We start from the raw sequence: 11891 nt of genomic DNA, 5'->3' as shown, positions 1-11891 counted from the left end.
GGGAATGCACATGCGAACTATCCGGATCGGCCTCGCTCTGGCCGTCGGCGCCCTGGTGGTGTCGACGCTGGGGCCAGGGTCCCCCTCGGTGGCCCATGATCCCGCGACCCCCGCCGGGCGGGCCTCGGCCCAGGAGTTCATGGCTCAGCGCGAGCCCACCCAGCAGATGGCCGCCGCCGCCGCGACCGCCTGCACCAACGGCCAGGCGGCCGGCTACCCCTGCCGCAACGTGGACCTGCTGTCGTTCATGCCGCTGTCCACCATCGGCGGCAGCCAGGCGAACGACATCTGGGGCTGGACCGACCCGCAGACCAGCAAGGAGTACGCGCTGGTCGGCCGCCGCAACGGCACCTCCTTCGTGGACGTGTCCAACCCGAGCGCCCCGGTCTACCTGGGCAACCTGCCCGCGTACCAGAACCGCACGGCGGTCTGGCGGGACATCAAGGTCTACCGTGACCACGCGTACGTGGTGGCGGACGTCTCCGGCCACGGCATGCAGGTCTTCGACCTGACCCGGCTGCGCGGCGTCACCGCCCCGCAGACCTGGACGGCCGACGCGCACTACAGCCGGTTCGGCAACTCGCACAACATCGCGATCAACGAGCAGACCGGGTACGCGTACGCGGTGGGCACCAACACGTGCAGCGGCGGCCTGCACATGATCGACATTCGTACCCCGAAGTCGCCGGTCCAGGCGGGCTGTGTCAGCAACGACGGCTACACCCACGACACCCAGTGCGTGGTCTACCGGGGACCGGACACCGCCTACACCGGCCGGGAGATCTGCGTCAGCTCCAACGAGGACACGGTGACCGTCGTCGACGTGACCAGCAAGTCGGCACCCCGGCAGCTGGCCCGCATCGGCTACACCGGCCGGGCGTACACCCACCAGGGCTGGTTCACCGAGGACCAGCGGTACTTCCTGCTCGACGACGAGCTGGACGAGTCCCGGCGCGGGGTGAACACCCAAACGTACATCTGGGACCTGGCCGACCTGGACGCCCCCCGGCACATCGGCACCTACAGCGCGCCGAGCGGGGTCGCCGCCACCGACCACAACCAGTACGTCAAGGGCAGGTACAGCTACCAGGCCAACTACCGGGCCGGGTTGCGCATCCTGGACCTGGCGAACGTGTCCAGCGGTCGGGCCACCGAGGCGGGCTTCTTCGACATCTACCCGTCGAGCAACAGTGCCTCGATGAACGGCGCGTGGAGCGTCTACCCCTACTACCCCAGCGGCATCGTGGTGGTCAGCGGCATCGAGCAGGGGCTGTTCGTGTTGCAGCCCCGGTTGTCGTGACCACGACCGACCAGCGGCCGGCGACCCTCGCCGACATCGTGGACGGGGCGCCCCAGTCGGGGCGCCCCGGCCCCGACGAACTGCCCGGAGCACCGGCAGCCGGCCGGAAAAGCCGCTACGCCGCCGCCGTCCTGGTGCTCGGCCTGACCCTGGCGGTCGGCTTCTTCGCGGGCCGGGCCGGCGGCCCTGCCGGGCCGGCACGGCCGGCAGCGGCCGGCGCGCTCGCCCATGCCAACCACGGCCCCGGTGGGCTGGAGGTCTCCCGGGACGGCTGGACGCTGACCGTGGACGACGCGAAGCTGCGCGCGGGCAAGCCGGGTGAACTGGTCTTCCGGATCACCGGCCCGGACGGCGTCGCGCTCACCGACTTCCAGGTGGTCCACGAACGGCAGCTGCACCTGATCCTGGTCGGTCGTGACCTGAGCGGGTATCAGCATGTGCATCCGGAGATGTCACCGGACGGCACCTGGCGGGTCATGATCACTCCGGCCGCGCCCGGCCCGCTACGGGCGATCGCCGACTTCTGGCCGGCGGGGGCGGCAGCGGGCACCACGCTCGGCATCGACCTGCCGGTTCCCGGGCGGTACGCGGCCGAGGAACTCGCCCCGCCCGAGGAGACGGTGCTGGTCGACGGCTACACGGTCACCCTGGACGGCGGACTACGTGCCGGCGAGTCCAACCAGGTGCTGGTCTGGCTCGGTCGCGACGGGCAACCGGTCAACGACCTGCAACTTCACCTCGGTGCGTACGGGCATCTGGTGGCGCTGCGCCAGGGCGACCTGGCGTACCTGCACGTGCACCCGGCGGCGGCCAGCCAACCCAGCTCGGTGGTGGCCTTCGGGGTCACCGTGCCGTCGGCGGGCACATACCGGCTGTTCTTCGAGTTCCGGCACCTCGACGAGGTACGCGTCGCCGCGTTCACCGTGGTCGTGTGAGCGTCGCGAAAGCGGTGGCGGCCCGGGTGCACCTGGCAGGGACACCGGGGCCGCCACCGTCGCGGGTGACGCCAGGACGTGGCCGGTCAGCCGACGGCGGCCAGGTCGGTCAGCCGGGCCAGCGAGTCCTCCAGATCGGCGCCGACCCGACGCAGGCCGAGGCGCAGCAGGGCGGCCTTGACCGGACCGGCCGGCCAGCGTACGACGATCAGCCGCACGATCGTGCCGCCCTCCTCCTCGTCGGGAGTGAGCTGGACGTATATCTCGGTGCGCGCCTCCGCTCGGGCACCGGCGCCCTTGGCACGTTCCCGCCAGCCGATCAGCGTCGGTTCCTGGTAGGCGATCACCTCGGCCTCATGCGCGGCACCGCGTCCGGCCTGGACCAGTTGCCGTCTGCCGAAGCCCTCTCCCGAGAGCACCTCGGCCGCACGGACCCCGGCCAGCCAGGCGGGCAACTGTTCGGCCCGCTGCACCACATCCCAGACCGCTTCGACCGGCGCCGCCACGTGCGCGCTGCGTTCCACGAGGATCATTATTCCGTCTTCCTCCAGTGAGGACATCCCACGATATCGGCACTCTATGCGTCAAATCGGACGTATGTGGACGTGTTCGCTAAAGACACGCCGAAAGGTATTGCTTTCCCATGCACATCGGCCTATAGACCCGAGCCCCGGTGCGCCCTAGAGTCCCGAACACGTTTCGCGTTTCTCAGGGAGGGCGCATGTCGACCGCACCTATGCCCAGCTTCCCCGCCGGATTCCGCTGGGGCGTCTCCACATCGGCGTACCAGATCGAGGGTGCAGCCGGCGCCGACGGACGCGGACCGTCCATCTGGGACACCTTCGCGCACTCGCCGGGGCGGATCGTCGACGGCAGCAGCGGCGACGTGGCCAGCGACCACTACCACCGCTACGCCGAGGACATCGCCCTGATGGCCGGGTTGGGGGTGACCGCGTACCGGTTCTCGGTGGCCTGGCCCCGGGTGCGGCCGACCGGCACCGGCGCGGTCAACCCCGCTGGGCTGGACTTCTACGAACGGCTGGTCGACGGGCTGCTCGACCACGGCATCGACCCGGTCGCCACGCTGTTCCACTGGGACCTGCCCCAGCCGTTGGAGGACGCCGGCGGATGGCTGAACCGGGACACCGCACACCGCTTCGCCGAGTACGCCGACCTGGTGGCCGAGCGCCTCGGCGACCGGGTCAAACTCTGGATCACCCTGAACGAACCGTTCATCCACATGAGCCTCGGTCACGGTACGGGTGAACACGCGCCCGGCCGGGCACTGCTCTTCGACGCCTTCCCGGTCGCCCACCACCAACTGCTCGGCCACGGCCTGGCAGTCGCCGCACTACGCGCCCGGACCGCCGGCCCGGTCGCCATCGCCAACAACTACTCCCCGGTACGCGCCGCCGGTGACACCCCGGCAGACCTGGCCGCCGTCGCGGCGTACGAGGCGCTGCACAACCGGCTGTTCACCGACCCGCTGTTCGGTCGCGGCTACCCGACCGAACTGGGCTTCGACCAGAGCGCCGTGCACGACGGCGACCTCGACGTGATCGCCGCGCCGATCGACGTGCTGGGGGTCAACTACTACAACCCGACCGGGGTACGGGCACCCGAGGAGGGTTCGCCGCTGCCGTTCGACCTGGTGCCGCTGGACGGCTACCCGCGTACCGCCTTCGACTGGCCGGTGGCCCCGGACGGGCTGCGCGAACTGCTCGGCTGGCTGCACGCTCGCTACGGCGCCGACCTGCCGCCCATCCAGATCACCGAGAGCGGCTGCGCCTACGACGACGTACCCGACGCCGACGGCCGGGTGCACGACCCGGACCGGATCACCTACCTGGACGGCCACCTGCGGGCGGTACGCGCGGCCATCGACGACGGAGTCGACGTGACCGGCTACTTCGTCTGGTCGCTGCTGGACAACTGGGAGTGGGCCGAGGGCTTCACCAAACGCTTCGGTCTGGTGCACGTCGACTACCCCACGCAGCGGCGCACCCCGAAGTCGTCGTACGCCTGGCTGCGGGAGGTCATCGCGACGGCCCGGCGGGACACCGCGCGGTGACCACCGTCGACCCGACGCCGGCCTCGCTGCCGGCGGCGCTCGCCGAGCCGACGGTGCCGGTACGGCGGAACTGGATCGCGCTGCTGTTCGCCGCGAATCTCGGTGTCTGGATGGCGTTCTTCACCCCGATCCAGGTGCTGCTGCCGCAGCAGATCGGGCAGATCGCGCCCGCCGACAAGGAGACCATGCTGGCGGTGGTCACCGGGCTGGGCGCGCTGGCTGCGGTGCTGGCCAACCCGCTGGCCGGGGCGCTGTCGGATCGGACCTGCCTGCGGGTGGGGCGGTGGGCGTTCGGTCGCCGGCACGTCTGGACCCTCGGTGGCGCGCTGGTCGGGGCGCTGGCGCTGGTGCTGCTCGCCCAGGCGCGTACCGTCGCCGCGGTGGCGGTCGGCTGGGTCGCCGCGCAGGTCTGCTTCAACGCGATGCTGGCCAGCCTGACCGCCGCCGTACCGGATCGGGTGCCGGTGGCGCAGCGTGGCGGCGTCTCCGGCTGGGTCGGCATCCCGCAGGCACTCGGGCTGGTGCTCGGCGTCGTGCTGGTCACCGCCGTGTTCACCGACAACTCCGCGGGCTATCTCGCGATCGCCGCGGCCGTGGTGCTGCTCGCGGTGCCGTTCGCGCTGCGCACCACCGACGACCCGCTGCCGCGTACGCACCGACCGGCGCTGCGTGGCCTGCTCGCCGGCATGTGGGTGTCGCCACGCCACCACCCCGACTTCGCCTGGGCCTGGATCACCCGGTTCCTGGTCCAGCTCGGTAACGCCTTCGGCACCCTCTACCTGCTCTACTTCCTCACCGACGAGGTGCGGGTGGCCGACCCCGAGGGCGGCCTGCTGGTGCTGATCCTGCTCTACACCGCCGGGCTGATGGCCACCACGGTGATCGCCGGCCGGCTGTCCGACCGCTCGGGCAAACGCAAGATCTTCGTGATCGTCGCCGGGATGGTGATGGCGGTGGCGGCACTGCTGCTGGCCGCCACGCCCACCTGGCCGATGGCGATCGTCGCCGCGCTGCTGCTCGGTGCCGGTTACGGCGTGTACCTGTCGGTGGACGCCGCCCTGATCACGCAGGTGCTGCCGAAGGCCACCGATCGGGCCAAGGACCTCGGCGTGATCAACATCGCCAACTCCGCACCGCAGGTGCTCGGCCCGGCCGTCTCCGCCCCGATCGTGGTCTACCTGGGCGGCTATCCGGCGTTGTACGCGACCACGGCCGCGGTGACCGTCCTCGGCAGTGTGCTGGTGCTGAAGATCCGCTCCGTGCCCTGACCGTCCGTGGTGTTAGGAGGGGGCCCCTGTACAACCCCAGGCGATAACAAGGGGCCCTTCCTTGCATCTGTAGGCTGTCGGTCGTGACGGTACGTGTGCGCTTCGCCCCATCCCCGACCGGTATGTTCCACGTCGGCGGTGCCCGCTCGGCACTCCAGAACTGGATCTACGCCAAGCAGCAGGGCGGGGTGTTCGTGCTGCGCATCGAGGACACCGACGCGGCACGCAACAAACCCGAGTGGACCGAAGGCATCCTGTCGGCGCTGGACTGGATCGGCATCTCCCGGGACAGCTACGAGGGTCCCTACTTCCAGTCCTCGTACGCCGAGGAGCACCGCGCCGCCGCCCGCCGGCTGTACGAGTCCGGCCGGGCGTACTACTGCGACTGCACCCGGGAGGCGGTGCAGGCCCGCACCGGCAACCAGTACACCGGCTACGACGGGTACTGCCGCGACCGGGGTCTGCCGGCGGGCGAGGGTCGGGCGCTGCGCTTCCGTACCCCGGACGAGGGCACCACGGTGGTCACCGACCTGATCCGGGGCGAGCCGACCTTCGAGAACAAGCTCATCGAGGACTTCGTCATCGCCCGTGGTGACGGCTCGCCGGTCTTCCTGCTGGCCAACGTGGTGGACGACATGACGATGGGGATCACCCACGTGATCCGGGCCGAGGAGCACCTGCCCAACACCCCGAAGCAGCAGCTGCTCTGGGATGCCCTCGGCGTCAAGCCGCCGGTCTGGGCACATGTGCCGGTGGTGGTCAACGAGAAGCGGCAGAAGCTGTCCAAGCGCCGCGACAAGGTCGCCCTGGAGGCGTACCGCGACGAGGGGTACCTCGCCGCCGCGATGCGCAACTACCTGATGCTGCTCGGCTGGGCGCCCTCCGGCGACCGGGAGATCGTGCCCTGGTCGGTGATCGAGGACGAGTTCCGCCTGGCGGAGGTGAACCCGTCACCGGCGTTCTTCGACGAGAAGAAGCTGCGCGCGTTCAACGGCGAGTACATCCGGGCGCTGCCGATCGAGGAGTTCGTCGAGGCCTGCCAGCCGTGGCTGACCGGCACCGGCACCATCGCGCCGCCCCCGTGGCAGCCGGAGGAGTTCGATCCCACGGCGTTCGCCGCGGTGGCGCCACTGGCCCAGACCCGGATCGCGGTGCTCAGCGAGATCGTGCCGAATGTCGACTTCCTGTTCGTGGCGACGCCGCTGATCGAGGAGGCGGCCTGGACGAAGGCCATGAAGGAGGGCTCGGCGGAGCTGCTGGAGGCGACCATCGCCGCCTTCGCGGCGGTCACCTCCTGGGATGCGGAAACCCTCAAGACCACCCTGGAGGCGGTCGGCGCCGAGCGTGGCCTCAAGCTCGGTAAGGCCCAGGCACCGGTACGCGTCGCGGTGACCGGCCGCACCGTCGGTCTGCCGTTGTTCGAGTCGCTGGAGGTGCTCGGCCCCGAGCGCACCCTGACTCGACTGCGCGCCGCCCGCCTGCGCCTCGTCTAGCGCCACCGGCACTGCCGAGATTGCGGCGGCACGTTATTCTGCCTCCAACATCGGCCCCGGCACAGGTAAGTCCGCCACTGGTCCACGGCCGCTACCTTGCCGAGTCGAGATCGCAGATAGTTCCAATTAGTGTTCCATCAGCTGCAACCGATCGACGTTCGGCGGAGTCTTTGAGGTGGGTACCCGTCCTGTGGGCACGGTCACCGCCGTCAGTTTCCGGCACGTGACTCCTGCAGCAGAGCCACCCATCGAACGGGGCGAGGAGGCGGCATGGTCCGACGGATGAGGCGACTGGCCGTACTGACGGTGGGCGGGTTGGCGGCGATTCTGCTGTCCTTCGTCGTCGTCGAGCCGGCGAAGGCGGCGCCGAAGTCGCCGCCGGCCGGGGTGGACATCACCGGGCACGGTCTCGCCGAGCCGTTGCGACTACGCGCCGAGCAGCATCCCGAGCACGTCAAGGCCATCGTCGACCAGGTCAGCGCCAACGCGCTGGTCCGCCAGCCGAGCAGCCCGAAGAAGGCCGGCCTCGGTCCGAAGTACACGGTCGTGGTGCTGGCCGGCGATGTTCCCAAGCAGACGTACGACCTCTACCCGAAGGCCGTGGGCGGGCCCCGGGTCTTCCGACCGGCCAAGCAGCCGGACTCGCGCAAGACCAGCGCGGCCTGGTTCCTCGGCCGGGTCAGCATGTCCGAGACGCTGCGCACCGCCGGCGTGCCGCTGGAGCGCACGTACGAGGCGGTCAGCGGCGGCATCGGCGGAGGCGAACGGATCATCCCGGAGGACGCGCTCAACCCGGCGCAGGACATCAACGAGGCGTTCGGCGACCTGCGCCGGCTCCTGCTGCTGAACGTCGCGGTGGTCCTCGTGATCACCCTCGGGCTCGCCGGGATCGCCTTGCTGATCCGCCGCCGAACCCGCTGACCGTCAGCTCAGCCGAGAACGGCGAGGTCGAGCCGCAGGGCTGCGCCGGACCTTCGTCGGGGCGCGCTCAGCACCAACGCCTCGGCGGACGCTCCCGCCGGGCGTTGCGGCGTGCCGGGCGGACCGGGCCGTGCCGGTGGGCGCCGGCCCAGCCGGGTCGCTCGCTGAGGCAACCCGGGGCATCCGGTTCGAGCGGTTCGACCGGCGGCTCGGCGGCCCGCTGGCGGGGCACCACCGGCTCGGCCGGGCCGGGTCGTGCCGCCGTCGGCTCCTCGTCGCAACGCTCGGGTGTCCGGCCGGTGTGCGCCTCGGCCGGCTGAGTGAGGCCGGTCGGCCGGCGGTGGTGGTGCTTGGCGGTGGCCGGCTGTTCGTGAGCGCCCGGTCGGCTCGGCTCCTCCTGGGCGCAGCCGTGTTCGGCGTCCCCCTGCGCCATCGGCCTCTCCTCACGCTCTCGCCCTCACCCGTCGGTGCCCACCCGACGTGCTCTGACACCGTACTGGCCGGTCCTGACGCGCCACGCACCGCGTACCGGGTCGAGGCGGGCGCTGACCCACCGGCGGCTGCCGTGGAGGTCCAGTTCAGGGCGTGTCAGGCTAGGCGGGTGAGCGAATCGGGCGGGACGGAGTTGTCGGCCACGCTGCGCCGGATCGAACGCGCGGCCGGTGCCCTGGCCACCGCCAGCGTGGCTCGGATGGACGAGACGCTGCCCTGGTTCCGGGGGCTGCCGGCCGACCAGCGCTCCTGGGTCATGCTGGTGGCCCAGGCCGGCGTCCGTTCCCTGGTGCAGTGGCTCTGTTCCGGCGGCGGTGCCGGCGAGGGCACCCAGGAGGTCTCCGACGAGGTGTTCGCCACCGCCCCCCAGGCGCTGGCCCGCTCCATCACCCTCCAGCAGACCGTCGCACTGATCAAGGTCACCATCGACGTGGTCGAGGAGCAGGTCAGCGAGCTCGCCGCCCCGGGCGAGGAGCCGCAGCTGCGCGAGGCGGTGCTGCGCTTCTCCCGGGAGATCGCCTTCGCCGCCGCCCGGGTCTACGCGCGGGCCGCCGAGTCCCGTGGCTCGTGGGACGCGCGGTTGCAGGCACTGCTGGTGGACGCGCTGTTACGCGGTGACTCCCCGGACGTACTGGCCAGTCGGGCCGCCGCCCTCGGCTGGACGGACGCGCCGCCGGTGGCGGTGGCGGTGGGCACCTCGCCCGGCGGTGAGGTCGCCGCCGTACTGCACAACGTCTACCGGCAGGCCCGGCGCATCGGCGTGGAGGTGATCGGCGGCGTGCACGGCGACCGGCTGGTGATCGTGCTCGGCGGGGCAGCCGAACCGGTCGCGGCCACCGGCAAGCTGCTGACCGCGTTCGGTCCGGGACCGGTGGTGGTCGGCCCGGCGGTGCCGAGCCTGGACGAGGCCACCGAGTCGGCGCGGGCGGCCCTGGCCGGTTACCGCGCGGCCCCGGCCTGGCCGGCCGCACCCCGGCCGGTCCACGCCGGCGACCTGTTGCCGGAGCGGGCCCTGGCCGGTGACGCGGAGGCACGTCGGCGGCTGCGACACGACGTGTACGCCACGCTGGCGCGGGCCGGTGGTGAGCTGTTGGAGACGCTGGACGCCTTCTTCGCGGCGGGCGGTACGTTGGAGAGCGCCGCCCGGGCGCTGTACGTACACCCGAACACGGTGCGTTACCGGCTACGGCGGATCTCCGACGTCACCGGCTTCAGTCCGCTGATGCCCCGGGACGCCTTCGCCCTGCGGGTCGCGCTCACGGTGGGCCGGCTGGACCCGGTGGTACCGACCCAGACATTACCCCCGCCGTCCGGTAAAAGATCACAGGCGAGTGACGATCATCGCCAATCTTTGTAGGATTCCTCCAAAGGTCCTAGTGCGGTTTGGTGCCAGTCGGCACAGCGCAACGCGTAGGTATCCGGGAGAGTCATACACGTGCTCGCCGTACTCTGCCCCGGCCAGGGTTCTCAGAAACCCGGCTTCCTCACCCCCTGGCTCGACCTGACCGGCGCCGAAGCCCGGCTGCGCGGGTGGTCGGCGCTGGCCGGCGTCGATCTGGTGCGGCTGGGCACCGAGGCCGACGCCGACGAGATCCGGGACACCGCCCGCACCCAGCCGCTGCTGGTGGCCGCCGCCCTGCTCGCCGCCGAGCAGCTGCCGCTGTCCGAGGTGGCCCTCACCGCCGGACACAGCGTCGGTGAACTCGGTGCGGCGGCACTGGCCGGCGCGCTGCCGACCGAGGCGGCGATCACCCTGGCCGGCGTACGCGGCCGGGAAATGGCCGCCGCCTGCGCGCTGGAGCCGACCGGCATGGCCGCCGTACTCGGTGGCGACCCGGACGAGGTGGTCGCCGCGGTCAACGGACACGGCCTGCACGCCGCGAACCGCAACGGCGGTGGCCAGATCGTGGCCGCCGGCGCGGTCTCCGGGTTGGAGAAGCTCGCCGCCGAGCCGCCGGGCCGGGTCCGGATCATCCGCCTTCAGGTGGCCGGCGCCTTCCACACCCCGTACATGGCACCGGCGGAGGCCGCGCTGGCCACGGCCGCCGACGGCATCACCCCGAGCGACCCGACCCGGATCCTGTTGTCCAACCTCGACGGCGCGCCGGTCGACGACGGCCGGGAGGTCCTGCAACGGCTGGTCCGCCAGGTCACCACCCCGGTTCGCTGGGACCTCTGCATGGCCACGCTCGCCGAACTCGGCGTGACCGCAGTGATCGAACTGCCGCCGGCCGGCACCCTCGCCGGCCTGGTGAAACGGGAACTCAAGAGCACCGGCGTTCCGGAGATCGTCACCCTGAACACCCCGGACGACCTGCCCGCCGCCCGCGACCTGATCGCCCGGCACGGCACGACCGCCAGCCAGGAGCCGAGCACCCGGCTCGATTCGAACGGGTCTCGCGTCGAGACCGACCGCAGGGAGGGCTCGGCATGACCGGCAGCAGAATCATCTCGCTGGGCCACTACCAGCCGTCCCGGGTGGTGACCAACGACGACATCGCCCAGCTGGTGGAGACCAACGACGAGTGGATCCGCGACCGGGTCGGCATCGTCAGCCGGCGCATCGCCGGTGACGAGACGGTCGCCGACATGGCCGCCGCCGCGGCCGACAAGGCCCTGGCGAACTCCGGCCTGACTGCCGCCGACATCGATCTGATCGTGGTCGCCACCTGCACCTCGGTCGACCGCAGCCCGAACGTGGCCTGCCGGGTCGCCGCCAAGCTGGGCATCAGCGCCCCGGGCGCGTTCGACGTCAACACCGCCTGCTCCGGCTTCGCGTACGCACTCGGCACCGTCGACCACGCCATCCGCGCCGGTGCCAGCCGCAACGCCATCGTGATCGGCGCCGAGAAACTCTCCGAGTTCACCGACTGGACCGACCGCTCCACCTGCATCATCTTCGGTGACGGCGCGGGCGCCGCGGTGGTCACCGCCACGGCCGAGGGCGAAGCGCCCGGTGTGGGCCCGGTGATCTGGGGTTCGGTGCCCGAGCGCGGTGACGCGGTACGCATCGAGGGCTGGCGCCCGTACGTCGCCCAGGAGGGCCAGACGGTGTTCCGGTGGGCCACCACGGCGCTGGCGCCGCTGGCGTTGCAGGCGTGCGAGCGGGCCGGGGTCGACCCCTCCGAGCTGGCCGCCTTCGTGCCGCACCAGGCCAACACCCGGATCATCGACGGCATCGCCAAGCGGTTGAACATCCCGCAGGCGATCATCGCCAAGGATCTCGTCGAGTCCGGAAACACCTCTGCGGCCAGCATCCCGCTGGCCCTGTCGAAGCTGGTCGAGCGCCGCGAGGTGCCTTCTGGCGCACCGGTGTTGCTGTTCGGCTTCGGCGGCGGTCTGACCTACGCCGGTCAGGTCGTCCGCTGCCCCTGATACCCCCTCGGCGCGTCGTCGCCGAGGAGCGAGGCG

11 protein-coding genes are annotated in these 11891 nt (G+C 71.4%); 9 read left to right on the top strand and 2 right to left on the bottom strand.

All coding sequences use genetic code 11. The features are described 5' to 3' along the window. Nucleotides 1-10 precede the first annotated feature (10 nt). Together AB0M35_RS20960 and AB0M35_RS20955 are read left to right on the top strand one after the other, a co-directional pair. Nucleotides 11-1300: a choice-of-anchor B family protein gene (locus tag AB0M35_RS20960; protein ID WP_363747235.1), complete on the top strand. Its 1290-nt coding sequence runs from the start codon at nt 11-13 to the stop codon at nt 1298-1300. After that, complete coding sequence (locus tag AB0M35_RS20955; protein ID WP_363747234.1) at nt 1297-2235, top strand: hypothetical protein; 939 nt, start codon at nt 1297-1299, stop codon at nt 2233-2235. The genes AB0M35_RS20960 and AB0M35_RS20955 overlap by 4 nt, the downstream gene beginning before the upstream one ends. A gap of 86 nt (nt 2236-2321) precedes the next feature. Here AB0M35_RS20955 and AB0M35_RS20950 read toward each other — a convergent pair whose 3' ends face one another. Next, nucleotides 2322-2768, bottom strand: coding sequence for an SRPBCC family protein (locus tag AB0M35_RS20950; RefSeq protein WP_013735272.1), 447 nt, complete (start codon nt 2766-2768; stop codon nt 2322-2324). Nucleotides 2769-2956: 188 nt separating this feature from the next. Between AB0M35_RS20950 and AB0M35_RS20945 the strand changes: the two genes are divergently transcribed. The 4 genes from AB0M35_RS20945 to AB0M35_RS20930 all read left to right on the top strand — a co-directional run bounded on the left by AB0M35_RS20945 (nt 2957) and on the right by AB0M35_RS20930 (nt 7988). After that, entirely contained in the window at nt 2957-4306 is a 1350-nt protein-coding gene (locus tag AB0M35_RS20945; RefSeq protein WP_363747233.1) for a GH1 family beta-glucosidase, read from the top strand. Then, nucleotides 4303-5574: an MFS transporter gene (locus tag AB0M35_RS20940; protein WP_363747232.1), complete on the top strand. Its 1272-nt coding sequence runs from the start codon at nt 4303-4305 to the stop codon at nt 5572-5574. Before AB0M35_RS20945 ends, AB0M35_RS20940 begins: the two co-directional genes overlap by 4 nt. A gap of 83 nt (nt 5575-5657) precedes the next feature. Next, the gene (gene gltX / locus AB0M35_RS20935; RefSeq protein ID WP_363747231.1) at nt 5658-7067 is read left to right on the top strand and encodes a glutamate--tRNA ligase; all 1410 of its coding nucleotides are present in this window, start codon (nt 5658-5660) and stop codon (nt 7065-7067) included. A gap of 270 nt (nt 7068-7337) precedes the next feature. Beyond that, nucleotides 7338-7988 carry a hypothetical protein gene (locus AB0M35_RS20930; protein ID WP_363747230.1) on the top strand — a complete coding sequence of 217 codons (651 nt, stop codon included), beginning with the start codon at nt 7338-7340 and terminating at the stop codon, nt 7986-7988. Between the two features lie 67 nt (nt 7989-8055). Here AB0M35_RS20930 and AB0M35_RS20925 read toward each other — a convergent pair whose 3' ends face one another. Then, nucleotides 8056-8421, bottom strand: coding sequence for a hypothetical protein (locus tag AB0M35_RS20925; RefSeq protein WP_363747229.1), 366 nt, complete (start codon nt 8419-8421; stop codon nt 8056-8058). A 132-nt stretch (nt 8422-8553) separates the two neighbouring features. Here AB0M35_RS20925 and AB0M35_RS20920 point away from each other — a divergent pair, with 132 nt between their 5' ends. The 3 genes from AB0M35_RS20920 (at nt 8554) to AB0M35_RS20910 (ending at nt 11855) form a co-directional block, all read left to right on the top strand. After that, nucleotides 8554-9837: a helix-turn-helix domain-containing protein gene (locus AB0M35_RS20920; protein WP_363747228.1), complete on the top strand. Its 1284-nt coding sequence runs from the start codon at nt 8554-8556 to the stop codon at nt 9835-9837. A gap of 78 nt (nt 9838-9915) precedes the next feature. Further along, nucleotides 9916-10914: an ACP S-malonyltransferase gene (locus AB0M35_RS20915; RefSeq protein WP_363747227.1), complete on the top strand. Its 999-nt coding sequence runs from the start codon at nt 9916-9918 to the stop codon at nt 10912-10914. Then, complete coding sequence (locus AB0M35_RS20910) at nt 10911-11855, top strand: beta-ketoacyl-ACP synthase III (protein WP_363747226.1); 945 nt, start codon at nt 10911-10913, stop codon at nt 11853-11855. Before AB0M35_RS20915 ends, AB0M35_RS20910 begins: the two co-directional genes overlap by 4 nt. Nucleotides 11856-11891: the final 36 nt, after the last annotated feature.

This window comes from Micromonospora sp. NPDC051196, from assembly GCF_040682415.1.
Taxonomy (GTDB): domain Bacteria; phylum Actinomycetota; class Actinomycetes; order Mycobacteriales; family Micromonosporaceae; genus Micromonospora.
The sequence above is the reverse complement of the archived record's forward strand: the minus strand, read 5'-3'. Positions and strand labels throughout refer to the sequence as shown.